Here is a 24,580-nt window from a genome sequence, read left to right as displayed (position 1 = left end):
TTAACATCGGCACGCATCGCTACGCTCGGCTCCCTTAACCTATATTTGCGCGAGGCCCCGTGGCTCCGTCGCTATCCCTTAACTATTTGACGCTAATATAGGAATATACAGTTAAGAAAGAGGTATGAGATGGTCGAGATTTTTGGATGGTTTTGGACATCGGCAATTGTGGTCCTCGCAGTTGGCGGGGTTCTGCTTCTTATTGGAATCTACAATCGGCTGGTCGCGTTGCGTCAGAATGTCCGCCAGGGCGTGGCCGATATTGATGCCCAATTGCGTCAACGCCACGATCTGATCCCGAACCTTGTCAGCACCGTTCAGGGCTATGCCAGCCACGAGAAAGAGACGCTCGACAGCGTGATCAGCGCGCGCAACGCCGCGGCATCTGGCGAGCCGAGTTCTGGCAGCGAGCAACAGCTCAAACTCTCGCTTGATCGCCTGCTGGCGCTAGGAGAGGCCTATCCAGACCTTAAAGCGAACACCAACTTTCAAGAGCTTCAGCGCGAGCTTGCCGAGACGGAAGATAAGCTGGCCGCCGCTCGCCGTGCATTGAATGCCGCCGCGGCTCAGTTCAACGCTGCGCGTGAGAGCTTCCCAGCTGTTCTGTTCGCTGGAATGCTCGGTTTTAAAGAGGCGGATTTCCACCGCCTCGATGATAGCGAGAAGGGTACCGTCGATCAGGCACCGCAGATTGCGTTTTAAATTGCTGCTAATGGGGTGGACAAAATCCCCCCTTCAGGTGCACATTTTCAGTTGCGGAAGCGCGATTTAGGCTTATATGCGCGCTTCCGCTGCCGATCCCTCTTAGGAGGGCGGGGACTCTTGATCGCAAGACCGTAAGGCAGCCTTGTTCAGAACCTGGGCCAGGTCGGTGGTTTGGCTCGCATCCTTCTGGGGGTCCCTTGAGTTGCACAGCTATCCTGATGAGATATTTTCCGATGCGGCGGCGGTAGTCAGCGCGGTTGCGCCTGACGAACCGATCATTCTTAATCGCCCGCATGCGGCCCTTCGCGCAGCGCGCTTCTTCACAGAGAAGTTTCCGGGCAAGACGCTCTATGCTGTGAAAGCCAATCCCGCGCCGTCGCTCTTGCGAGTGCTGTGGGAGGCGAATGTTACGCATTACGACGTCGCATCGATTGCTGAAGTGCGTCTGGTTCGTGCAGAGCTGCCCGAGGCGGAGCTGTGCTTCATGCATCCGATTAAGACCCGGCGCGCGATTGCAGAGGCCTACCACACGCACAAGGTGCGCACATTCAGCCTCGACACCGCCGAAGAGCTGCAGAAAATCGTTGAGGCCTGCCGCAATCCGGAGACGGGTGCTGCCGCCGATGATTTGCGGCTCTGCGTGCGTTTGCGCGTTTCCAGCGAGTTTTCTGAGCTGAGCCTGGCGAGCAAGTTTGGCTGTGATCTGTTGGAGGCCCCGGCTTTACTTCAGGAAGCGCGTCAGCATTGCGATTGGCTGGGTGCGTGTTTCCACGTCGGCAGTCAGGCGATGACGCCGTTTGCCTTTGTCCAGGCGCTTGACCGCACCCGCGCCGCGATTGCCGATGCCAGCGTGGTGATCGACATGATCGATGTTGGTGGAGGCTTTCCCAGTATCTATCCGGGTATGGAACCGCCTCCTTTGGAGGATTACTTCGCTCTGATCGCCCAGCATTTCGAAGCGCTGCCGATTGCTTACAATGCGGAGCTTTGGTGCGAGCCGGGCAGGGCGCTGGCGGCGGAATATTCTTCGCTTGTGGTGCAAGTCGACAAGCGCCGGGGGGAAGAGCTGTTCATCAATGATGGCGCATATGGCGCGCTATATGATGCGGCGCATGTTGACTGGCGTTTTCCGGTAAAGGCGCTGGCCGATAATCTGCGCGACCCAGAGGTCGGTTTCGCCTTTTACGGTCCGACCTGTGATGATGCGGATTATATTCAGGGGCCGTTCCCGCTGCCCGGCGACATTCAGGCCGGCGATTATATCGAGATCGGTATGATCGGGGCATACGGCGCCGCGATGAAAACCGGCTTTAACGGCTTTGGCAATGCGGAAGAATTCACCGTTGCTGACGAACCAATGCTGAGCCTGTTCCGCGGCGACAGACAGCGGCCTGAAAGCGATAATGTGGTTAGCTTGCGTTAGGCCAAAACACTTGCGTTTTCGCTTGGCTTCACGTTACCGACTGGGTCATGACAACTGCAACTATCGCCGCGCTTCAGATCGGCTCTGATCCCTCTGGTAAGGCAGCAAGCCTCGAAAAAGTCCTGTCTTACGAAGCTGAGATGAAGGGAGCCGGGCTTGATCTGCTTGTAATGCCCGAGGCGCTCCTTGGCGGTTATCCCAAAGGGAGTGATTTTGGCACTCGGCTTGGCTACCGCTTGCCCGAAGGCCGAGAAGACTTTGCCCATTATTACGAAAATGCAATTGACCTAGATGGCTCTGAGGTCGCCGAGCTGGAATCTCTCTCGCAGAGAACCGGGACGACGTTGGTGCTCGGCGTAATCGAACGCGGGGGCAACACGCTCTACTGTACTGCCATATTTATCACTCCCGAAGACGGTTTGGTTGCCAAGCATCGCAAACTGATGCCTACGGGCAGTGAGCGCCTGATTTGGGGATTGGGCGATGGATCGACCTTGCCTGTGATTGAGACACGATTTGGTATGATCGGCGCGGCGATATGCTGGGAAAACCACATGCCACTGTTCCGGGCAGCCATGTACGCAAAGGGCGTCGATATATGGTGCGCGCCAACGGTGGATCACCGCGATGTCTGGCGCAGTTCCATGCGCCATATCGCCCATGAAGGCCGGTGCTTTGTGGTGAGTTCGTGCCAGTATCAACCCAGCCCCGGATCTCTGGGCGCTAAGATTGATGGTTGGGATGATACGCGTGATTTAATCGCTGGAGGCAGTTTGATTGCCGGCCCACTTGGTGATGTTCTCGCCGGGCCGCATGAGGCCGGTGAGGGCCTCATCATGCGTGAGATTGACACGGCAGAGCTGGTAAAGGCGCGTTACGACTTTGATGTGGTGGGCCATTACTCGCGGCCAGATATCTTCGATTTGACCGTTGACGAAACGCCGCGCCCCGGGGTGCGTTTTACATCGTCGGCTGCGGCATCTCCGGAAGAGGATTAAGCCTCAAACCCCACAAACCTCGCCGCGTCTGAAACCTTGCGGCGTGTAATCTTCACCGGGTTGGCGGGAAAATCGGGATCGGGCCAGCCCAATGCCACGGCCTTCATGATGACCTGATCATCTGGAATGCTGGCATGCTCGCGCACGACGGGTGATTGCATGATTCCCTGGCTGTTGATCACACAGCCGAGGCCCCTGCTCCATGCCGCATTGACGAGCGCCGTTGTCACAGCTCCGCAATCAAAGACGGTGTCGTCCGCATCGGACAGTTCTTTGTCATACGTAACGATCACGCAAACAGGCGCATCGAATTGGCGGAAGCCACGCAGTACCCAGTCTTGCCGTTTTTCCTTATCGTCGCGCTCGATTCCCATCGCTTCAAACAATTGGATCGCGCAGCCAACCTGCCGGTCACGGTGAATGCCTTCGAATGCGTGGCCTTTGCGAAACTCGCGGCTGTCCGGCTCTCCGGCAAGAATACGCTCCGTGTTGCCTTTGCGGATCCGGTCAAGCGGCTCACCAGTGATCACGTGGAAATGATACGGCTGGGTGTTCATCGAAGAGGGCGAACGCATTGCCATCGCTAAAACTTCTTCGATCAGTTCCTGCGGTACCGGCTTATCAAGATAGCCACGGATAGAGCGGCGGCCGAGCACCACATCATCATAATTCATATTGTTTGGATCTTTCACTCAGAGAAGTAAGGTTTGTCGCCCGCAATCGTTACGCGTTCCATCACGCGCCTTGCCGGGAAATAATCGGAGACCGCGAGGTGCTGTGTCACCCGATTGTCCCAAAAGGCGATAGTGTCTTTGCGCCAGCGCAGTCGGCATTGCACCTCTACATCCATCGCGGTCTTATAGAGATGCGCGAGTAGCCAGCGGCTTTCCTCGCCGCTCAATCCCTCAATATGCGAGGTGAAGGCGGTGTTGACATAGATCACTCGCTCACCCGTTTCGGGATGAGTGCGGATTACGGGATGGCGCTGCGGCGGGAATTTTTCGTGCAGGTCCTCCGGAGCCTTGTCGAGGCGCCCTGCAAACACGCGGGCGATATCGTGCACCGCGGTCAGACCTTCGCACATGCGCTTCATCTGATCGGACAGCCGCTCATACGCCATATGCATATTGGCAAAGCAGGTGTCACCGCCGCATTCGGGCACTTCGCGCGCCAGCAGGATAGAGCCGAGCGAGGGCTTTTCCCGCCAGGTAACATCGGAGTGCCAATAGTTCTCTTGGCCCCGGCTCTTAGGACCATGGGCTATGCGCAGAACTTCGCGATTGGGTTGATCTTTGGGGGTGGCAGGGTGGACTTCCAAATCGCCAAAATGCCGAGCAAAGGCGATGTGTTGTTCTTGGCTCAAGTCCTGATCGCGGAAGAAGATAACGCCGTGCTTGAGCAGGGCGGCGCGAATGTCGTCGATCCGTTCGCTAATGTCAGGCGCGCCGAGATCAATGTTAAGGATCTCCGCACCGATTGCAGGCGTCATCGGACGGATATCCAGCGCGCCAGTATCCAATGCGTTCTTGTCTAGTGGTGTATCAAAAACCGTCGCCATCATGCCTCTCCCAAAGCGCGGGCGAGTGTGGGCGAAGCGTGCAGGGCGATCAAGCCGCTTTTTTGAGCTCCAGCTCCAACCGGTCCCAGATTTCGACCAGGGCTTCGGTCAGTTCGTCCATCATTTCCACCGTGTGCATTGGGCCGGGGGTAAAGCGCAGTCGCTCTGTCCCGCGCGGGACGGTGGGGAAATTGATCGGCTGTACATATACGCCATATTCAGCGAGCAGAACGTCGCTGATCTTTTTGGCGCGCACAGGATCGCCAATCATAAGCGGAACGATATGGGTGACACTGTCCATCACTGGCAGGCCGGCATCGCGCATCTTTTGCTTCAGCAACTCAGCATTGGCTTGCTGCGCATCACGTTCTTCGCTGGAACTCTTGAGATGCTTCACCGAGGCAAGCACGCCCGCGACCAGCACTGGAGACAGCGACGTGGTGAAAATGAAACCGGGGGCATAGCTGCGGATGCAATCGATAATGCGGGTATCGGCCGCGATATAGCCGCCCATCACACCGAATGCCTTGCCTAAGGTGCCTTCGATAATGTCGATCCGGTGCGCGGCCTTGTCACGTTCCGAGATGCCGCCCCCACGCTCCCCATACATGCCCACCGCATGCACTTCGTCGATGTAGGTGAGGGCGTTGTATTTTTCGGCGAGGTCGCAGATCTCGTGGATCGGTGCGATATCACCGTCCATGGAATAGACGCTTTCAAACGCGATTACCTTGGGCGTTTCAGTGTCTTCAGCGGCGAGGAGTTCTTCCAGATGCGCCATGTCGTTGTGCCGAAATACGCGCTTCTCACAGCCGGAATTGCGGATGCCGGCGATCATGCTGGCATGGTTCAGGGCGTCTGAGAAAATCACGCAGCCAGGCAGCAATTTGCCCAGCGTGGATAATGTCGCATCGTTGGAGACATAGCCGCTGGTAAAGGTCAGCGCGCCTTCCTTGCCATGAAGGTCAGCAAGCTCTCGCTCCAGCTCGACATGGAAGTGGGTGTTGCCGCCAATGTTGCGCGTGCCGCCAGATCCTGCGCCAACATCGTGCAGCGCGTCTTCCATCGCGGTGATGACTTTTTCGTGCTGCCCCATCGCCAGATAATCATTTGAGCACCAAACCGTGATCGGCTTCGGTCCATTATGCCCGTGGAAACAGCGGGCGTTGGGATAGGCGCCCTTGTTCCGCATGATGTCGATGAACACGCGGTAGCGACCTTCCTCATGAAGGCGGTCTATCGCTTTATCGAAGACGTTTCCGTAATTCACGCGTTGTGCCCATCTGTCAGTGGAGACCATCGCTAGCCTCAATTGGTCGCGGTGATCTAGGGATTTTCAATGCACTTTTCTAGCACGATCTTTGCGAACTATTCGCGATTAAAACTGGTCAATCTGATCGATTTTGTAGGACTTTAAAGCTGGGCGCAGAGCTTCTAGCGTTTCGATGCTGCCGGTCGTCACCGCGCGGTTCGGGCCGCTGCACTCGAATGTTTGCCCATCGAGTAGGTGAACGATGCGGCGCGCGATCCCTTCTGCTCCGTCCAAAAAGCGAATATCCGGCGGCATTCCCAGATCGTTGACTGCGACATCGATCAACTCATCTTCGAGAAGGGGGAAGTGGGTGCAGCCGAGCACAATCCGGTCGAGCTTCATTTCGTGGTCGTTTTCGCGTAGCCCCTCGAGTGCAGCTTTCAGCACCGAGCGGTTCACCGGTCCCCCGCGCAGCTTGCTTTCTGCCTCATCCACCAGATCAGGGGCGGCAAAGCGCAGCAGCTTGCCGCTTTGCACGAATTCTGCCTCCAGCCGGTCGACATAGGGCTGTCGCACAGTCCCTTGCGTGCCCAGCATTCCGATCACCCCGGTCTTGCTGGTTAGAGCAGCGGGTTTGATCGCTGGGACGGTTCCCACAACCGGAATTTCCAGCACATCGCGAACCATATCGAGCGCAATCGTGCTGGCGGTGTTGCATGCGATACAGGCGAGGCGCGGCTGGTAGCGCTCGCTCATCCGACCAAGCAGCCCGGCGACACGCGCGGCAACCTCTGCCTCGGTCTTCTTGCCATAGGGCAGGCCAGCATAGTCGGCCGCCAGAATGATCTGTGCATCGGGCAATGCGCGGTGCACCGCATCATAAATTGTCAGCCCACCAACGCCGGTGTCGAGCAGCAGGATTGGGGCATCAGGATTGGTGATCGGATTGGACCTTGTTGCTATAGCTTTTCGAATTGCCGCCTTTTACTTAGGCCTTGCGAAAAGGGAAGCGGCGGGCGACTTATGCTCGTGAAAGGGGCACTACGACCATGGAACCATTGCTAGCCGCGTTGTTGGGATATGCCTTTGGCTCGGTCCCGTTCGGCCTGTTGCTCACCAAAGCGGCTGGCATGGGCGATGTGCGCGATATTGGCAGCGGCAATATCGGCGCGACCAATGTTTTGCGCACGGGTAACAAAGGGCTGGCGGCGGGCACATTGCTGCTCGACCTGCTCAAAGGGTTTGCCCCGGTGTTCCTCGCCGGAATGCTATGGCCGGGTGAAAGCGGACAGGTCGCGATGGCCTTTGCGGCTGGCGGCGCGGTGATCGGTCATTGCTATCCCGTCTGGCTGAAGTTCAAGGGTGGCAAGGGCGTTGCCACCAATGCAGGCGTTGCGTTCGGCCTCGCTTGGCCGATCGGCCTCGCATATGCCGGGATATGGATCGCGATGCTGGCAATTTTCCGAATTTCGTCGCTGGCAGGGATGAGCGCGGTGGTCGCTGCTGCTGCGGCTGCTCCACTGTTTGGCTATCCTCAGTTCTTTCCCGTGCTGGCGGCAATTGCTGGCCTCATCATTTATCTCCACCGCGAGAATATTGGGCGTCTAGCAAAGGGTGAGGAGCCCAAGATCGGCAGTTCAAAATGAACGCGTCTGCGGGCGACGACAAAGGGCTGACCCAGCTTGAGGCATTTGCCCGTATTCGTCTTCTCAGATCGCCCAATATCGGCCCGGTCAGCTATCGTCAGCTGCTGGCGCGGTTCGGCAATGCGGTCGCGGCGATCGAAGCTCTGCCAGAGCTGGGCGGCCGCGGAAAGCGCAGCTATCGTCCGGCATCGCGCGACAAAATTGAGCGAGAGATTGAAGGAATCCAGCGAGCAGGGGCCAGCTATCTGTTCCACGATCAGCCCGACTTTCCGCCTCTGCTGGCCGAGATAGAAAGCGCACCGCCAGTCATCACCTATCGCGGAAACGTGCGGTTGGCGTCGAAACCCTGCGTGGCGATGGTCGGGGCGCGCAATTCGTCCGCCGCAGCGGTGAAGCTTGCTCGGCAGTTTGGGCGCGATCTGGCAGAGCGGGGTTATTCAGTGGTGTCAGGGCTTGCGCGCGGGATCGACGGTGCGAGCCACGAGGGCGCGCTGTCTGCGGGTGCTGGCGCGACCATCGGTGTGATCGCCAGCGGGATCGACATCGCCTATCCTCCGCAGCATGCCGATTTGCAGGAACAGATTGCGCGCGAAGGCCTGCTGATCGCTGAGCAGCCGCCCGCCACCCAGCCGCGTGGCAGCCATTTCCCCAGCCGCAACCGCATTATCGCCGGGCTTGCGGCGGGTACTTTGGTTGTCGAAGCCGCGCCGAAGTCCGGCTCGCTCATCACGGCAAGGTTGGCTGGAGAGGCCGGACGTGAGGTCATGGCGATCCCCGGCTCGCCGCTCGACACGCGAAGTCTGGGCTGCAACCAATTGATCCGCGATGGAGCGGTCTTGGTTCAGTCGCCTGAGGAGGTGACCGAGCTGCTCGAAAGCTTCGAGGGCACGCCGCGCTCGCGCTTCAACATGGTGGCCGAAGGGCGCGAGGAATACGATTTCTCAGAGCTGGACGGCGCGGATGTCAGCCTGGAGGACACTGGTGCGATAACCGCCCTGTTATCGACCGCGCCTGTCGCCGTGGATGAGCTGGTGCGGCAATCAGGCGCGCCGATGGCTCTGGTGCAGATGGCGTTGTTGGAATTGGAAATCACCGGCGATCTTGAGCGGCATTCCGGCGGCCGCGTAAGCTTGGCGGGCTAGGGAATTATGGAGCTCTCAGACGGCGCATTTGAAGGTGCAAAGCAGGTTTGGAGTGAAGCTATTCGTCTGCTTGCGGCGGCGTGGCCTGAAGCGCTTGCCTATTTTGCGGTCACGGTGACGGTCTGGACTCTCATTGATCTGCAAGTGCTCGGCGACGGCCTGTTGGTGCCGGCATTGATCGTCGATTTTGTCTTGGCCTATCTTCTGACAATTGGCTTGCTCACAAAGGGGGGATTGGCGCCCAGCGGCCTGAGGGGGACCATCGGCGGGTATTTCTTGGTTTCACTGATAAGCGGATTGGCGATTTCGTTTGGTTTTATCCTGCTCATTGTCCCAGGAGTCATTCTGCTGGTTCGGTGGCTGCCAGCTTACGGTGTTGTCTTGGCCGATGGTGAGCCTGGCACTGAAGCGCTCAGCAAATCTTGGGAGGCCACATCGGGCAAGTTCTGGCCCCTATTGGTTGCGATCTTTGCGCCCATGACGTTGCTAGCCATCCCATTCTTTACGCTGTTCTACTATGATCTCTTGTCTATCTTCGTCGACGAATTCTCGGAAGACTATGTGGAAACCCCAGCGATCTATCTCGTTGTGACGACAATGCTCTCCGGCCTTGGGTCGCTCACTATAACCGCGATAGGCATCGCCAGCTATTCGCTGCTGCGTGACGACTCGGCTTCGCTTAACGAAGTTTTCGAATAATTGCCCACTTGACGGAATTAATTGCGCGGCTCCACCCTCGCGCGTACGTGCACACGTGAAGGCACCGACTAGGAACTAGACAGAACCACCATGCAGCTTGTTATCGTTGAATCGCCGGCCAAGGCGAAGACTATCGAAAAGTACCTCGGCAAAGACTTCAAGGTCTTGGCGAGCTATGGCCACGTCCGCGATTTGCCGCCCAAAGATGGCAGCGTGCGTCCCGACGAAGACTTCGCAATGGATTGGGAGCTGTATCGCGACAAGCAGAAGCGGTTCAAAGAAATCGCAGATGCAGCGAAAGGCGCGAACCGCCTTGTCCTCGCGACTGACCCTGACCGGGAAGGGGAGGCGATCAGTTGGCACGTTCAGGAACTGCTTAAGAAGCGTAAGGCGCTGCCGACCAAGGTTGACCGGGTTACCTTTAACGCGATTACCAAATCTGCCGTCACGACCGCAATGAAGTCTCCGCGAGAGCTCGATACCGATCTGATCGATGCCTATCTCGCGCGCCGGGCGCTGGATTATCTGTTTGGCTTCACTCTGTCGCCGGTGCTGTGGCGCAAGCTGCCCGGCGCGAAGTCTGCTGGACGGGTGCAATCGGTTGCCTTGCGTCTGGTTGTCGACCGGGAGCGTGAGATTGAGGCGTTCAATCCGGTCGAATATTGGTCGGTCCTGGCCAAGATGGAGCATGATGGCACCGCATTCGATGCGCGCCTGGTCCAGTTCGATGGCAAGAAGCTGGGCAAGCACGACCTTGGCAATGAAGGCTCAGCCATGGCTGCCAAGGCGGCGGTTGAGGGCGGGCGCTTCACGGTTGAAGAGATCGAAACTAAGCCGCTGAAACGCAACCCATCACCGCCTTTCACAACATCGACTCTGCAGCAAGAGGCCTCGCGAAAGCTTGGCTTCTCAGCCAGCCACACGATGCGGTGTGCGCAATCGCTCTATGAGGCGGGTGCAATCACTTATATGCGGACCGACGGTGTGCAGATGGATATGTCGGCCATCATGGCTGCGCGTGATGCAATCACAGAGCGATTTAGTGATGATTATCGTCCGGAAAAACCCCGTTTTTACAGTACTAAAGCGAAGAATGCTCAGGAAGCACACGAGGCAATCCGACCAACCAATTTCTCTAAGGATAAGGCGGGGTCTGGTGACGAAGCGAAGCTTTATTCGCTGATCTTCAAGCGCGCCATGGCGAGCCAGATGTCGGCTGCGCAATTGGAGCGCACGACGATCACCTTGCGCGATGCGACCGGACAGCACGAGCTGCGCGCGACCGGCCAGGTTGTTAAATTTCCGGGCTTCTTCGCAGTCTATCAAGAGGGCTTCGACGATAAGTCTGATGATGACGAAGAGGGATTGCTGCCGGCAATGTCGAAGGGCGAGGTTCCGGCCAAGAAAGGTGTCGAAGCCAACCAGCACTTCACCCAGCCTCCGCCGCGCTTCTCCGAGGCGTCATTGGTCAAGCGCTTGGAAGAGCTCGGCATTGGCCGGCCTTCCACTTACGCTTCTACGATCCAGACGATCCGTGACCGTGACTATGTCCGAATGGAGAAAAATCGTTTTCATGCAGAGGATTCAGGCCGCCTGCTAACAGCGTTCCTAGAACGTTTCTTCCCCACCTATGTCGCTTATGACTTTACCGCTGGCATGGAAGACGAGCTCGACACCGTCTCTGATGGCGGTGAAGATTATAAGGAGCTGCTCGCCAAGTTCTGGAAGGACTTCAAACCCAAAACCGAAGAGGTGATGGAGAAGCTGCCCTCTGAGGTGACTGAGGCGCTCGACGAATATCTGTCAGACTATCTCTTCCCGCCAACCGATGATGGTGAAGATCCCCGTCGCTGCCCGCTTTGCGCAACAGAGGGACGGGAAAACGGCAAGCTTAACCTGCGCGGCGGACGGTTTGGTGCGTTTATCGCCTGCGTCAATTATCCCGAATGCAAGTTTACCCGCCGCTTTGCTCAGCCAGGCAGTGATGGCGATGATGGCAGCGCGGATGGCGTTATGGGGCAGCATCCGGAAACGGGTGAAGACATTCACCGCAAAACAGGGCGTTTTGGCCCCTATGTCGAGATGGAGCACGAAGATAAGAAGAAGCGTGCCTCCATTCCCAAAGATCTCGATGATTTCGATCTGGAATGGGCGATTAAACTGCTCGATTTGCCGCGGATCATCGGTGCGCATCCGGAAACTGGCAAGGAAATTGAAGCGGCGATTGGTCGCTATGGTCCTTACCTGCGTCACGATGGCAAATACGCCAAGCTCACAAGCACGGTCGATGTGTTTGAAACCGGCATGAACGCGGCGGTGACGTTGCTGGCTGAGGCTGCCAATCGCAAGGGCGGCGGGCGGCAAAAGGCGGAGCCAATCAAGACCCTAGGTGAGCATCCGACCAGCGGCGGCGAGATCAAGGTGATGCCGGGGCGTTATGGCCCCTACGTTACCGATGGAAACGTCAATGCGACTATTCCAAAGGACGTGAAGCCAGAGGATATTGAGGCCGCTCAAGCGATTGAGTTGATCGATGCGCGGGCGGCCAAAGGGCCGGCTAAGAAGAAGCGCAAGAAAGCCGCGCCAAAGAAGAAGGCAGCAGCGAAGAAGAAGGCTCCTGCGAAGAAGCCGGTAAAAGCCGCTGCGAAGTAGAGAGGCGCGCGCCCTCGCGGCGCCTCACTCCATCGTCGATTCTGGGAATAAACGGGCTGGTTTCCCGCCGGTTTACCAGTCAGCTGCGCGCCTTTGGTAAACGGCGATTAGGGTAAATCGCTGTTTAAACACGTATTCCCACTGATGTGACGGACAAACTTTGGTTTACGATCCGTCGTTTGCAAATCGTCAAGTATTGTCCCTTATCAGAGTCTCAACGGCCGAGGCGCGAACGCGCACAGGCCAACAGTTAGAGGCCGAACCACGTGATCGAAATCGAAGTTCAAAACGAGACGCATCAATCTCAGGAACGCATGCGCTTCGCTGCTGTGCCGCGTATTGGTGAGGGTTTGCGCCTGCGCGAACCTGATGGGATCTGGGCAAGCTACGATGTGCTGGACGTGTGGTATCAAAAGGCTGAATTTGGCGACGTCTGGATGCCGTATCTGCACGTTTGCATGACGCCGGGCGAGGGCGATTCCGCTGATGAACCCGCCAGTGTTCCACTCGCTGCGCCAGCTGTCGCTTCGATGGAGGCGCAATTTCAAGGCGCCGTCTCAGCGCAAGACGGGGAGCTTGAGCCATTCAAAATCTAATCAAACGCACCACCGGCCCGAAGTCACCTTCGGGCGAGGCACGGCTTAAACGCTCAATGGAAGGCAAAACGCTGGCTGAAAAGCTCGCGCAAGCCAAGGGCACTCCTGTGTCTGAAGATGACGTAGTCGAACCCCAGATTGAGGCCGATGTGCCTACAGAAGCGAGCACCGCTGCTGCAGCACCAGAGGCTCCTACGGCGCAGGACGCCAGCGATACCGCTGCGATTGTTCGGGCCGCCAAGGCCCAGCGCGAAGGTGCCGCACCGCAGCAGGTTGCAACCAAGACGTGTCTGATCGTTGATGACAGCCGCGTGATCCGCAAGGTTTCCAGCAAAATCGCCAAAAGCCTCGGCTATTCGCCGATTGAGGCTGAAAATGGCGAGGAAGCGCTCGCCCGCTGCAAGAAAGCAATGCCGCAATTGGTTCTGACCGATTGGGAAATGCCGGAAATGGATGGCCTTGAGTTTGTCACCAAACTTCGCGCGATCCCAACCCCGCATGCGCCGACGATCGTGTTTTGCACGTCCAAAGGCGATGTTGCCGACATTCACGAAGGTATCAATGCGGGCGCGGATGACTACATCGTCAAGCCATTCGACGAACCAGGCCTTCGCGCCAAGCTCGAACAGCTTGCCGCCAAGTAATCGCCACAAGGTAATTGCGCGCTAGAGCCCTCGATATTGCGAGGGCATGCGGCTATTCAGCGGCCATGGGCAAAGAACGATTTGAACGGCACAAGCAACCCTGGAACGCTGAAGAGGCGGGCCGGCTAAAACTGCTTGCATCCAAAGGGCAGGGCTTAAAGCAGATTGCAAAGGCCCTGAACCGCAGCGAAGATTCAACCAAGAGCTTCGCCAAGCAACAGAAGATCAAAATCGCGAAAAAGCGCTAGACCTCAGCGCTTTATCGAGTGGTTAGATCCCGCCCTGCGTCTTTCCATGCCTTGCTGTTGGTTAGGCTGCTGGCGCGCAGCGAAATCTTTGCCTCGGGCACGATTTCCTTGATGATGCTGCGCAAATTGTCGCTGAGGCTGGGCGGCATCCATGGGCTGAAGGTGATGCTGCTGATCCAGGATAGCTCGATTGGCAGATCGGTGTATTCCCGCACATCCTCGCATTCGGCGATTATCCGCCACTCGCGCTCGTCGGCGTAGCCTTCGCGTTTGGCAAAGGGCAGTGTTTTGATGCCGGATGACGCATGGTCTTTGAGTGCTTGTACGCTCATATAATTCACTGCGCCCGCCCGAAACCCTGCTGTTTTTTCAACCGCTTGCTCCAAGGACTCGCGGTGAAACTCAATTGCGATCCCATCCATGCCTTGGGTGAAAACCCGCCAGTGATGATAGGTTTCTTTCGCCATGGTGCAGCACAGCGCGAGCACAGATTGCGATGCTATTTGTGATCGATAGAGGTCCATGAAATAGGCATCATTCGCATCGTCCCATTTCGACGGGCTGAGCAGGACCAGTTTTTCTTGCCTCAAGGTTTGCAGCGCGCTCGACAAGGTTGTGTAGCGCTTCACAAACTTCCTGAGGGGGCGCGTGCTCATTTGACCCAGTCGAGCCCCATTTCTTCAAACACTTCTTTGTCCTCGGACCAGCCCTCTGAGACCTTCACGTGCAGGAACAAATGCACCTTCACGCCGAGGATCTCTGCAAGCTCTTTGCGCGCTGCCTCGCCAATGGCTTTGATCCGTTGGCCGCCTTTACCGAGCACGATAGGCTTTTGGCTGTCGCGCGCGATAACGATCTGCTGGCGCACTTCCACCGAACCGTCCTTGCGCACTTCATAGCTTTCTGGCCGAACCGCAGCGTCATAGGGCAGCTCTTCGTGCAGTTGCAGATAGAGCTGTTCGCGCGTGATTTCTGCCGCAAGCAAGCGCTCTGATGCGTCTGAGACTTGGTCTTCGGGGTAGTGCCACGGCCCCTCTGGCATCATATCGGCGAGCTTTGATTTGAGCTCATCCACGCCTTCGCCATTCAAAGCCGAGATGAAATAAATCTCTGCAAAATCAACGATTTCGCCCAGCTCCTGTGCAAGCGCCAGCAGCGGTTCTTTCTTCGCGCGGTCAACCTTATTGAGGACCAGGATCTTGCGCTCGGGACGTTTTGCCAGCGCCTCTAGAAGTGGCATAAGCTCATGCCGGCGCTGCTTGATTGGATCGACGATCAGCAGCACTGCATCCGCGGCCTCTGCCCCTTCCCATGCGGCGCTGACCATCGCGCGGTCCAGCCTACGGCGCGGCTCAAAAATGCCGGGCGTATCGACCAGGATCATTTGGGTGCTCTCATCGCCGTCCTGATGCAAGGCGATACCGAGCATGCGGGCGCGGGTGGTCTGCGCCTTGGATGATGTGATCGCGACCTTTTGGCCGACCAATTGATTGACCAGCGTGGATTTGCCCGCGTTGGGAGCGCCAATGACGGCGACGGCGCCGCATTTCTGCTTAGTCATTGGACTGCTTCCTCGCCGCGTTTTTTGTACGAATGCTCATCCGAAGCGCTCCATAAATGCCTTTGCGGCCTGCTTTTCGGCCTCTGATTTGCTCGCAGCGATCGCCTCGGCCTCGCCCACCTTGTGCACGCTAACTTTGACGGTGAAGCGCGCGGCATGGTCTGGCCCGCTGCGGTCGATCACTTCATATTCCGGCGTGCGGTGGCGGTTGCCTGCGGCCCATTCTTGTAGAGCCGATTTGGGGTGCTTTGCCTCGCCAGCCTTTCCGGTGAGTTCCTCTGCCCATGCGCGATAGATGAAATCACGTGCGGTCTCGAACCCGTGCTCGATAAAGCACGCGCCGATCATCGCCTCCATCACATCGCCCAGGATATTGTCGCTGTCTGCTCCGCCATCATCGCGCGCCTGTTTGCCGAGACGCAAATGATCGGGCAGGCCAATTGCGCGGGCAATGCGGGCGCAGGTTGCGCCGCTGACGAGGGCGTTCAATCGCTGCGACAGTTTGCCTTCTGGCGCATCACCATCGCGGTAAAGCCAATCGGCCACCGAGAGGCCAAGCACGCGGTCGCCGAGAAATTCGAGCCGCTGGTAATCCTTGGGCACCGGCGCGCCATTTGGCAGATTGCCTTGCACGCTGCCATGGGTGAGCGCCTCCAGCCATGCCGCCTCTTTGTCTACGTCCAGGCCAAGCTTGCTCAGCCACTCGGTCGTTTCTGGCCCAAGACGATCAAGGGGTGGGGCGCTCATAATGTCTTGCCCAATCGGCTCCAGCGCGCCGCGCTGAACCATGTCCAAGGTTTGATCCAATCCGATCCGCCATCGGTGGACCACATCAGGATCGTCGCACGCCCGACCAGATTGTCTTGCGGGACCAGCCCAACACCGCCGCCAGCGCTGGCGGGAAAGCGGCTATCCTGTGAATTGTCGCGGTTGTCCCCCATCACGAACATCCGGCCTTCCGGCACTATTACCGCATCCATATTGTCGGCCCCCGTTAGGCCAAAATCGAGCACTTCGTAGCTGACGCCATTGGGCAGGGTTTCGCGAAAGCGGGAATAGACGCAGACATCCTGGCCATCCGTGTCCGTCCGCACTTCTGCGCCCCAGGCGCAGCTGGTGTTTCCTGATACGGGAATGACAAAGTCTTCAATCTGTACTTTGGGCACGGTCTCGCCGTTGAGCACGATTTGACCGTCCACCATCGCCACACTGTCACCGGGCAGGGCAATCACGCGCTTAATGTAATCAGTGCCATCAATCGGATGTTTGAAAATCGTGACATCGCCTGGCTTCGGAGGGCTTGCGAGCACCCGTCCGGGGACAATCGGTGCGCCAAACGGCATAGAGTTGTCGGAGTAGCCGTATGGCCATTTGGCCGCGAGCAAATAGTCGCCGTTCCACAGATGCGGCAGCATGCTCTCGGATGGAATCGAGAACGGCGAGAACACCAGGCTGCGAAAGATCAGGACGACAAAAACCAGCTTGAACAGGAAAAACGCAAAGCTTCCGAGGCTCTCCGGCTGCTCCTCTGTGAGCGCTTTTGGGGCTGCAACATCGCTAGCACCATCGCTGGCGGCCGCGCATACGTCACCAGAACCGGGCGCAGCATCAGTTTGGGTCTTAACATTCATCGCGTGCGTCCCTAGTCGCGAGTGGCCCATCACGCCAAGGATATTTGCCCATGACTGATCCGATTTCCACCACTTGGGATGCTATTTGCGCCCTGCCGCAACCTAAACTGAGCGAATTGTTTGCCGCTGATCCCAATCGATTGGAGAAGCTGAGCCAGCGATTAGAGGCGTCGTTTGGTGAGTTGGGCGATCTGGGCATTCGGTTTGACTGGTCAAAAACGCATCTTGATGACGCGATCCTCGATCAGCTTGAGGCTTTGGCCGAGGCGATGAATTTTGATGCTCAGCGCGAGGCATTGTTTGGCGGCGGGATCGTCAACCCAACCGAGGGGCGCGCGGCGACCCATGGCGCAATGCGCGGTAGCGGTACCGAGACGGATGTAGAGGAAGCGCAGGCTCTGACAGCGCGGATGGGCATGCTGGTCGAGGCGATCCACCAAGGCGCTCTGGGAGAGATCAACCATCTGATCCATATCGGGATTGGCGGCTCCGCCACTGGGGCCAGATCTGGCGGTCGATGCCTTGGCCCGCGACCTCACCCTGGTGGACGTTCACGTTGTCTCGAACATTGATGGTCTCGCCTTGGAGCAAGCCTTTGCCGCCTGCGATCCAGCGACCACTCTGATTGCGATCGCGTCAAAGACCTTCACCACCATCGAAACCATGACGAATGCGGCGAGCGCGCTGAAATGGCTCAGCGACAACGGCGTGGATGATCCCAGTGGCCGCGTGATCGCGCTCACCGCCAATCCAGAAGGTGCTGTGGAATGGGGCGTTGATGAAACGCGCATCCTGCCATTTCCGGAGAGCGTCGGCGGGCGTTATTCACTGTGGTCGAGCATTGGTTTTCCGGTCGCTCTGGCGGTCGGCATGGATGATTTTCAGGCGATGCTGGCTGGGGCGCGGGCGATCGACACGCATTTTCGCGAGGCGCAGGGCAGGGCGAACCTGCCGCTGCTCGCTGCATTTGCTGACCAATATTACACCCGCGCCAGAGGATGCCAGACCCGCGCGGTGTTCGCCTATGACGAGCGTCTCGATCTGCTGCCCGACTATTTGCAGCAGCTTGAAATGGAATCGAACGGCAAGAGCGTGACGGCAAAGGGCGAACCTGTGGACCGCCCAACCGCGACCGTGACTTGGGGCGGAGTGGGCACGGATGCGCAGCACGCGGTCTTCCAATTGCTGCACCAAGGCACACATTTGATCCCGGTCGATTTCATCGCCAGCATTGCGCCCGGAGACGAGCTGGACCCGGCGCATCACAAAAGCCTGCTGATCAATTGCTTTGCGCAAGGCGCCGCTCTGATGACGGGCGGCAATATGTCCGCCGGCGGCAAAGATCCCGCGCGCGCATTCCCCGGTGACCGGCCCAGCGCGATGATCCTGGTCGATGATCTGGATGCCGCTGCGCTTGGCGCACTGATCGCGTTTCACGAGCATCGCACCTTCGCCAACGCAGTGCTGATGGGCATTAACCCGTTCGATCAATTCGGCGTGGAGCTGGGCAAGAAAATGGCGAAAGACATTGATGCGGGCGAAGGTGACTTCGACGCGAGCACGAAGGCGCTGATGGAAGCGGCGGGGATGGGGTGAGAGTACAGCAATCGCGGTGCAATTCGACGGCCTTCGCGGCGTGCCTACACAGTTGCTAAGCCGACTGCATGCTTCTAATCCTAGTAGCTAATGCTTGAGCTTCGCGGATATATTGTTTTGCCTGCTTTTGAAGTTGAGCAAGAGGACGGCACTGACCCCATCTCTTTCAAAGAACTGGAGGTAGTAACCGGGAAGATCATACGCATTGCTCTGAATCGTTTCGAAGTTTTTGAGAAGTTCTCACCTAGCTTTACGACTGTGTTTTTCCTTGCGGATTTTGGAAAGCTGAAGACCGGGCAGATGGAGGCAATAAGAGAAATTGGCGAGCTTCTAAGGTCATTGGAGGCGAAGCTAGGCAATTCGATGAAGGTCGATATCTTTGCGAATGATGACGAAAGTGAAGAGACAATCGTCATCAAACTGGGCGACCCCTCGCGACCAATTGATTGACTTTCCCTCTCTTCTCCCCCAAATGCTGCACCAGCGAAGCGCGCGAGCCAGCGTGAAGCGGCGATTGATCTAAACAATCCGCCCCGGCCGCGCCTCGGTTTATTTCACAGACTTCCCTTTTCACGCGGGTGGTTATCACCGGTCCCACAAAAGTAATACTTTTGTGGGTTCCCTTACCCCCGCGCCGCGCGAGCTAGTTCTCTGCGCGCCGCAAATATATTGCGAATTATCAATGACAAATCCATCTGAACAGTCGGTTCAATTTGGGGACCTCGACCTGTCACAACCCATTCTTCAGGCATTGGACCTGAAGGGCTATACGACGCCCACCCCGATCCAGGCGCAGGCGATCCCACCCGTGCTGGAAGGCCGCGACCTGCTGGGCATTGCGCAAACCGGCACCGGCAAAACGGCGGCATTCATGCTGCCCAGCATCGACCGGCTCCGCGAGAGTGATAACCAAATCCCATTCAAATCCTGCCGCATGTTGGTGCTCGCACCGACCCGCGAGTTGGCCGGGCAAATCGCCCAAAGCGCCAAGGATTATGGCGCAATGGCGGGCATGAAAGTCCACTCAATTGTTGGCGGCACCAGCGTCAATAAAGACCGGAACAAGCTGCACCGCGGCACCGATATTCTGGTCGCGACACCTGGCCGCTTGCTCGATTTGATCGATCAAAAAGCGTTCAATCTGTCCGGCGTCGAAATCCTGGTTCTTGATGAAGCGGATCAGATGCTCGACCTCGGCTTTATCCACGCCCTACGCCGGATCAGCCAATTGGTGCCGAAAGAGCGCCAGACGTTGTTTTTCTCGGCCACCATGCCGAAGCAGATCAAGGAGCTTGTGAAGGGCTATTGCCACAACCCGGTGCAGGTTTCCGTGACCCCGGAATCCTCCACGGCAGAGCGGATTGATCAATACCTCTTCATGGTGCAGCAGAATGAGAAGCAATCGCTGCTCGAAATGGTTCTGTCTGGTCGTCACGAAGTGCCCGGCAAAATTGAGCGTGTGCTGATCTTCACCCGGACAAAGCACGGCGCAGACCGCGTCGTGAAGAAGCTGGCGCAGTGCGGGATTGGCGCCAACGCGATCCACGGCAATAAGTCTCAGCCTCAGCGGGAGCGGGCGCTTAGCGAATTCAAACGCGCCAAAACTCCTGTGCTCGTGGCGACCGATGTTGCCGCGCGCGGAATCGATATTCCGGGCGTCAGCCACGTTATCAACTACGAATTGCCGAATGTGCCAGAGCAATATGTCCACCGCATCGGGCGCACCGCGCGCGCTGGTAAGGATGGTGTGGCGATCGCATTTTGCGCCGAGGATGAGCGCGCCTACCTCAAAGACATCACTCGCACGACGGACGCCGAATTTGAGCGGCTCGACCTGCCGGAAAATTTCCGTGCTGTCGTAGAAGGCGTTGGCCCGACCAAGCCTGCGCCGCGCGGCCAAAACCGGGTGGCGAAGAAAAAGGTGCGTCCGAAACCCTTTGGTGGCCAGCGCTCCGGCGGCGGCAGGCCGCAGGGCGATGGCGCAGCAGGCGGCGGAGATGGCCGCCCACAAGGCAAGCCCAAGCAAAAGCATGGCGCGCGCAAAGGCCGTCCCAATCGCAGCGGCGGCGGCGGTGGCGGAGGCCGTCCCGGTGGCGGCGGAGGTCGTCCGGGTGGTGGTGGCCGTGGTCGCTCAGGCGGAGGCGGTCGTCCCGGTGGTGGGCGAACTGGCGCTCGCACCTCGTAAGGGTAACCAAGCGGCGTTCGTGCGCGAATAGTTCCTCAAATGAATTGCACGCTTGGCAACACCCTTGCGGGTCGTCATATCGCGCGCAGCATAAAGGAGTATCGCCGCAATGGCTGAGTATGATTTCGACCTCTTCACCATCGGAGCAGGTTCCGGAGGCGTCCGCGCCAGCCGCATAGCCGCCGCGCATGGCGCGCGCGTTGCCGTTGCCGAAGAATACCGCGTCGGCGGCACCTGCGTTATTCGCGGGTGTGTGCCGAAGAAGATGCTCGTTTATGGTGCGCATTTCGCCGAAGATCTTGAGGATGCGCAGCAATTTGGCTGGACCATTGAGGGCAAGAGCTTCGACTGGGTGAAGCTGCGCGACAATGTGCAGACCGATATTGACCGGCTTGAGGGTCTGTACGGCGAAACGCTCGGCAATCATGGAGTTGAAGTGTTCCGGGAGCGCGCTGAAATCTCAGGCGATCACGAGATCACTTTGGCGAGCGGCAAGGTCGTCACCGCGAAATACATCTTGATTGCCACTGGTGCGACGCCGCAACGATTGGAATTTCCAGGCGCTGAACATGCGATCACCTCCAATGAGGCGTTCCATCTCGACGCGCTGCCGAAACGCGTGATGATCGCTGGCGGCGGCTACATCGCGAACGAGTTCGCTGGCATCTTTAACGAGTTTGGCAGCAAGGTGTGCATCGTCAATCGATCGGACCAATTGCTGCGTGGCTATGATGAAAGCCTGCGTGACCGTTTGCTTCAGATCAGCCTGATGAAGGGCATTCAATTCCACTTCAACACGACCTTTGAGGCGATCACCAAAAACGATGACGGCTCGCTTCATGTTCAGTTGAACGGTGACGATGATGTCGACGTCGATATGGTGATGTTCGCGACCGGTCGCAGGCCGAATATTGACGGGCTAGGTCTAGAGACGGTCGGCGTTGAAACGGGTAAGGGCGGGGCGATCAAGGTCGACGATTTCAGTCAGACCAACGTCGATTATATCTATGCGGTGGGTGATGTAACCGACCGCGTGCAGCTGACCCCGGTTGCCATTCGTGAGGGGCACGCATTTGCTGACACTGTGTTCGGCGACAATCCGCGTACGGTCGATCATTCTTGCATACCGAGCGCAGTTTTCAGCCATCCGCCGATTGCCGCGGTTGGCATGACGGAAGGCGAGGCTCGCAACACACTTGGCAACATCAAGGTGTTCCAGTCTGACTTCCGCCCGATGAAAAACGTTGTGGCTGGTCGCAATGAGCGCGGCCTTTATAAGATGGTTGTCAATGCGGCGACAGATCAGATTGTTGGAATCCATATGATTGGACCCGAATCGCCTGAAATCATGCAGGCAGCGGCAGTGGCCATCAAAGCCGGTTTGACCAAGGCAGATTTCGACGCAACGGTCGCTATCCACCCGACCATGGCTGAGGAACTGGTGCTGTTGAAGTAAGGCCGGGAACTGGTGCTGCCGATATTGGCGCGCTAGTCTGCGTTTCATGGATCTGAACAACAAAACCATATTGCTCACCGGCGGGACCGCTGGGATTGGGCGCGCAATGGCGCGTCAGCTCAAAGGCAAAGGAGCGCATGCCGTGCTCACCGGCCGCAATTCTGAGCGAATAGCAGCGATGCAGGCAGAGGGCTTTGAGGTGCTCTCAGCTGACCTTTCCAATGCTGGCGGTGTGGATGCGCTGCTGGCGGAATGGGGTGAGCGCGATCTCGATGTCTTGATCAACAATGCCGGGCAATTGGTTGACCATGATTTTCGCGGTGGGACGCCGAATGCCGATGCCGCAGATGATGCGATTTACGCCAATCTCAACGCGCCAATTCGCCTGACGGTTGCGCTTACCCCGCGCCTGAAAACGCGAACGGAAGCAGCGATCGTCAACGTCACCTCCGGCCTTGCCATTGCGCCTGCCGCACGCACCCCGGTTTATTGCGCGACCAAGGCCGGGCTACGCTCCTACACGCTTGCCCTGCGAAAGCAGCTGTCTCGAACCAATATTTCCGTGATTGAAGCGCTGCCTCCGGTTGTTGATACGCAAATGAATGCAGACAATGATATGAGCAAGCTATCGCCAGAAGAATGCGCCGCTCAGATTATCGCCGCGCTGGAGAACGGGCGGGACGAGGCAAATGTTGGCATGACAAAAGCACTCAGAATTGTGGACTCGATCTCCCCCGCACTTGCTCGCAAAGTGATGCTGCGGTTTTGATACGTTGACGCTGCCGCGTCGCTCCGGCAACGATCGCAGCGTAATTTTAAGCAACTTCAGGGGCAAGAAATGTCTGCCAATATCGCTGAGATGGAACGTCGCCGTGATGCCGCCAAGATGGGTGGCGGGGAAAAGCGGATTGCCGCGCAGCATGCCAAGGGCAAATTGACCGCACGCGAACGGCTGGACGTTCTGCTGGATGAAGGCAGTTTTGAAGAACTCGACACCTATGTAGAGCATGACTGCGTCGATTTTGGCATGGCGGATCAAAAGATCCCGGGCGACGGTGTGGTGACGGGCAGCGGCACGATCAATGGCCGCCTGGTTTATGTTTACAGTCAGGATTTTACCGTTTTCGGCGGTAGCCTGTCGAAACGCCATGCGGAGAAAATCTGCAAGGTGATGGATAATGCGATGAAGGTGGGCGCGCCTGTCATCGGCCTCAACGATTCCGGCGGTGCACGTATTCAGGAAGGCGTCGCCTCGCTCGGCGGATATGCGGATGTCTTCCAAAAGAACGTTCTTGCAAGCGGCGTTGTGCCTCAGCTCTCGCTGATCATGGGGCCATGCGCAGGCGGCGCGGTGTACTCGCCAGCGATGACCGACTTCATCTTTATGGTGAAGGATAGCTCCTATATGTTCGTGACCGGGCCTGATGTGGTCAAAACGGTGACGAATGAGGAGGTGACGCAGGAGGAATTGGGCGGTGCGGTGACGCACACGACCAAGACCAGCGTTGCCGACAATGCGTTTGAAAACGACATTGAGACCCTGCTCGCGACCCGTAAGTTCTTTGACTACCTGCCGCTGTCCAACCGCGAAGAGGCGCCGGAATATGTCACCAGGGATCCATGGGACCGCGAAGAACCATCGCTTGATACGCTGATCCCTGACAATGCGAACCAGCCCTATGACATGCATGAGGTGATCGCGAAGACGCTGGACGAGGGCGATTTTTTCGAGATTCAGCCCGCCCATGCGGCGAACATCATTTGCGGGTTTGGCCGGGTGGAAGGGCGCACCGTTGGTGTGGTCGCGAACCAGCCAATGGTGCTCGCCGGCGTGCTCGACATCAATGCGTCGAAGAAGGCCGCGCGCTTTGTGCGGTTTTGCGATGCGTTCGAGATTCCGATCCTCACTTTGGTCGACGTGCCGGGCTTCCTGCCGGGCACCGATCAGGAGCATAATGGCATCATCAAACACGGCGCGAAGCTGCTGTTCGCTTACGGCGAGGCGACCGTTCCCAAGATCACTATTATCACGCGCAAAGCCTATGGCGGAGCGTATGACGTCATGGCGTCAAAGCATTTGCGCGGAGACCTTAATTACGCCTGGCCTACGGCAGAGATTGCAGTGATGGGCGCGAAGGGCGCGGTGGAAATTATCTTCCGTCAGGACCGCGGCGATGCGGAAAAGATCGCTGAGAAAACCAAGGAATATGAAGACCGCTTTGCGAACCCATTCGTAGCGGCATCGCGCGGCTATATTGACGAAGTGATCTACCCGCACTCAACCCGGCGCCGGGTTGCTCTGGGGTTCAGAAAACTGCGTACAAAGCAGCTCGAGAACCCGTGGAAGAAGCATGACAACATTCCGCTATGAGGAAGGCTTCGCTTAATAGTTTCTACCACTACACCTTGGCAATCATAGTCACTGGGATGTTCTCGCTGAGCGCCATATCGATCTTCGTTGAACCGCAAGATACTTTGACCGACCTCCAAGCTTGGGCCTCGTTGCTATTTGGTCTAGCGCTAATTGCTCTTGGTTTTCGGTTTGCCAAACTTGGTGTCATTAATCGGGTTCCCGAAGTTTCCCGGCG

General features: G+C 57.7%; 23 protein-coding genes and 1 pseudogene. 16 read left to right on the top strand and 8 right to left on the bottom strand.

Annotation, left to right across the window (positions count from 1 at the left end; all coding sequences use genetic code 11):
* Window positions 1-129 precede the first annotated feature (129 nt).
* The 3 genes from AC0V6O_RS09915 to AC0V6O_RS09905 all read left to right on the top strand — a co-directional run bounded on the left by AC0V6O_RS09915 (window position 130) and on the right by AC0V6O_RS09905 (window position 3,126).
* On the top strand, window positions 130-702 hold the full coding sequence (locus tag AC0V6O_RS09915; protein WP_472639098.1) for a LemA family protein: 573 nt from the start codon (window positions 130-132) through the stop codon (window positions 700-702).
* Window positions 703-907: 205 nt separating this feature from the next.
* Window positions 908-2,128, top strand: coding sequence for a type III PLP-dependent enzyme (locus AC0V6O_RS09910; RefSeq protein ID WP_486143636.1), 1,221 nt, complete (start codon window positions 908-910; stop codon window positions 2,126-2,128).
* Window positions 2,129-2,175: 47 nt separating this feature from the next.
* Window positions 2,176-3,126, top strand: a complete 951-nt coding sequence (locus tag AC0V6O_RS09905; RefSeq protein WP_486143634.1) for a carbon-nitrogen hydrolase family protein — start codon at window positions 2,176-2,178, stop codon at window positions 3,124-3,126.
* On the opposite strand, the gene AC0V6O_RS09900 is transcribed toward AC0V6O_RS09905, so the two are convergent.
* The 4 genes from AC0V6O_RS09900 to murI form a co-directional block, all read right to left on the bottom strand.
* Window positions 3,123-3,800 (bottom strand): nitroreductase, encoded by a 678-nt coding sequence (locus AC0V6O_RS09900; protein WP_486145581.1) that lies wholly within the window; start codon window positions 3,798-3,800, stop codon window positions 3,123-3,125. The genes AC0V6O_RS09905 and AC0V6O_RS09900 overlap by 4 nt on opposite strands.
* 14 nt (window positions 3,801-3,814) lie before the next feature.
* On the bottom strand, window positions 3,815-4,687 hold the full coding sequence (locus tag AC0V6O_RS09895; protein ID WP_486143632.1) for a TauD/TfdA dioxygenase family protein: 873 nt from the start codon (window positions 4,685-4,687) through the stop codon (window positions 3,815-3,817).
* 46 nt (window positions 4,688-4,733) lie between these two features.
* Window positions 4,734-5,954, bottom strand: coding sequence for a 5-aminolevulinate synthase (gene hemA, locus AC0V6O_RS09890; protein WP_486143630.1), 1,221 nt, complete (start codon window positions 5,952-5,954; stop codon window positions 4,734-4,736).
* A 108-nt stretch (window positions 5,955-6,062) separates the two neighbouring features.
* The gene (murI, locus tag AC0V6O_RS09885; protein WP_486145579.1) at window positions 6,063-6,911 is read right to left on the bottom strand and encodes a glutamate racemase; all 849 of its coding nucleotides are present in this window, start codon (window positions 6,909-6,911) and stop codon (window positions 6,063-6,065) included.
* 74 nt (window positions 6,912-6,985) lie between these two features.
* Between murI and plsY the strand changes: the two genes are divergently transcribed.
* From plsY to AC0V6O_RS09850, 7 genes are all read left to right on the top strand, one after another.
* On the top strand, window positions 6,986-7,582 hold the full coding sequence (gene plsY / locus AC0V6O_RS09880; protein ID WP_486143628.1) for a glycerol-3-phosphate 1-O-acyltransferase PlsY: 597 nt from the start codon (window positions 6,986-6,988) through the stop codon (window positions 7,580-7,582).
* A complete protein-coding gene (gene dprA, locus AC0V6O_RS09875) occupies window positions 7,579-8,724 on the top strand; it encodes a DNA-processing protein DprA (protein WP_486143626.1) in 1,146 nt (381 codons plus the stop codon). Before plsY ends, dprA begins: the two co-directional genes overlap by 4 nt.
* Window positions 8,725-8,730: 6 nt before the next feature.
* A complete protein-coding gene (locus tag AC0V6O_RS09870; protein WP_486143624.1) occupies window positions 8,731-9,423 on the top strand; it encodes a glycerophosphoryl diester phosphodiesterase membrane domain-containing protein in 693 nt (230 codons plus the stop codon).
* Between the two features lie 90 nt (window positions 9,424-9,513).
* The gene (gene topA / locus AC0V6O_RS09865; protein ID WP_486143622.1) at window positions 9,514-12,075 is read left to right on the top strand and encodes a type I DNA topoisomerase; all 2,562 of its coding nucleotides are present in this window, start codon (window positions 9,514-9,516) and stop codon (window positions 12,073-12,075) included.
* 266 nt (window positions 12,076-12,341) lie between these two features.
* The gene (locus tag AC0V6O_RS09860) at window positions 12,342-12,671 is read left to right on the top strand and encodes a hypothetical protein (RefSeq protein ID WP_472639089.1); all 330 of its coding nucleotides are present in this window, start codon (window positions 12,342-12,344) and stop codon (window positions 12,669-12,671) included.
* A gap of 56 nt (window positions 12,672-12,727) precedes the next feature.
* A complete protein-coding gene (locus AC0V6O_RS09855) occupies window positions 12,728-13,315 on the top strand; it encodes a response regulator (protein ID WP_486143619.1) in 588 nt (195 codons plus the stop codon).
* Between the two features lie 65 nt (window positions 13,316-13,380).
* Complete coding sequence (locus AC0V6O_RS09850; RefSeq protein ID WP_486139491.1) at window positions 13,381-13,563, top strand: hypothetical protein; 183 nt, start codon at window positions 13,381-13,383, stop codon at window positions 13,561-13,563.
* Window positions 13,564-13,574: 11 nt separating this feature from the next.
* Here AC0V6O_RS09850 and AC0V6O_RS09845 read toward each other — a convergent pair whose 3' ends face one another.
* From AC0V6O_RS09845 to lepB, 4 genes are read right to left on the bottom strand one after another with little or no spacing between them, the layout of a single operon-like run.
* Complete coding sequence (locus AC0V6O_RS09845) at window positions 13,575-14,192, bottom strand: DUF2971 domain-containing protein (protein ID WP_486143617.1); 618 nt, start codon at window positions 14,190-14,192, stop codon at window positions 13,575-13,577.
* 23 nt (window positions 14,193-14,215) lie between these two features.
* Window positions 14,216-15,124: a GTPase Era gene (gene era, locus AC0V6O_RS09840; RefSeq protein ID WP_472639086.1), complete on the bottom strand. Its 909-nt coding sequence runs from the start codon at window positions 15,122-15,124 to the stop codon at window positions 14,216-14,218.
* A gap of 36 nt (window positions 15,125-15,160) precedes the next feature.
* Window positions 15,161-15,871, bottom strand: coding sequence for a ribonuclease III (rnc, locus tag AC0V6O_RS09835; protein WP_486143615.1), 711 nt, complete (start codon window positions 15,869-15,871; stop codon window positions 15,161-15,163).
* Window positions 15,868-16,755, bottom strand: a complete 888-nt coding sequence (gene lepB, locus AC0V6O_RS09830; RefSeq protein WP_486143613.1) for a signal peptidase I — start codon at window positions 16,753-16,755, stop codon at window positions 15,868-15,870. Before lepB ends, rnc begins: the two co-directional genes overlap by 4 nt.
* Before the next feature lie 50 nt (window positions 16,756-16,805).
* Here lepB and pgi point away from each other — a divergent pair.
* The 6 genes and pseudogenes from pgi (at window position 16,806) to AC0V6O_RS09800 (ending at window position 24,363) form a co-directional block, all read left to right on the top strand.
* A pseudogene (gene pgi, locus AC0V6O_RS09825) lies at window positions 16,806-18,351 on the top strand (glucose-6-phosphate isomerase).
* A gap of 90 nt (window positions 18,352-18,441) precedes the next feature.
* Window positions 18,442-18,801: a hypothetical protein gene (locus AC0V6O_RS09820; protein ID WP_486143611.1), complete on the top strand. Its 360-nt coding sequence runs from the start codon at window positions 18,442-18,444 to the stop codon at window positions 18,799-18,801.
* A gap of 232 nt (window positions 18,802-19,033) precedes the next feature.
* On the top strand, window positions 19,034-20,536 hold the full coding sequence (locus tag AC0V6O_RS09815; RefSeq protein ID WP_486143609.1) for a DEAD/DEAH box helicase: 1,503 nt from the start codon (window positions 19,034-19,036) through the stop codon (window positions 20,534-20,536).
* A gap of 109 nt (window positions 20,537-20,645) precedes the next feature.
* Window positions 20,646-21,992 carry a glutathione-disulfide reductase gene (gene gor / locus AC0V6O_RS09810; protein ID WP_486143607.1) on the top strand — a complete coding sequence of 449 codons (1,347 nt, stop codon included), beginning with the start codon at window positions 20,646-20,648 and terminating at the stop codon, window positions 21,990-21,992.
* A gap of 46 nt (window positions 21,993-22,038) precedes the next feature.
* On the top strand, window positions 22,039-22,761 hold the full coding sequence (locus tag AC0V6O_RS09805; protein WP_486143605.1) for an SDR family oxidoreductase: 723 nt from the start codon (window positions 22,039-22,041) through the stop codon (window positions 22,759-22,761).
* 69 nt (window positions 22,762-22,830) lie between these two features.
* Window positions 22,831-24,363 (top strand): acyl-CoA carboxylase subunit beta, encoded by a 1,533-nt coding sequence (locus tag AC0V6O_RS09800; protein ID WP_486143603.1) that lies wholly within the window; start codon window positions 22,831-22,833, stop codon window positions 24,361-24,363.
* The last annotated feature ends 217 nt before the right edge of the window (window positions 24,364-24,580 follow it).

The sequence above is a fragment of the Erythrobacter sp. JB2-19 genome (genome assembly GCF_057365005.1).
Note: the sequence above shows the minus strand (reverse complement) of the source record. Positions and strands in the feature narration are given on the sequence as shown.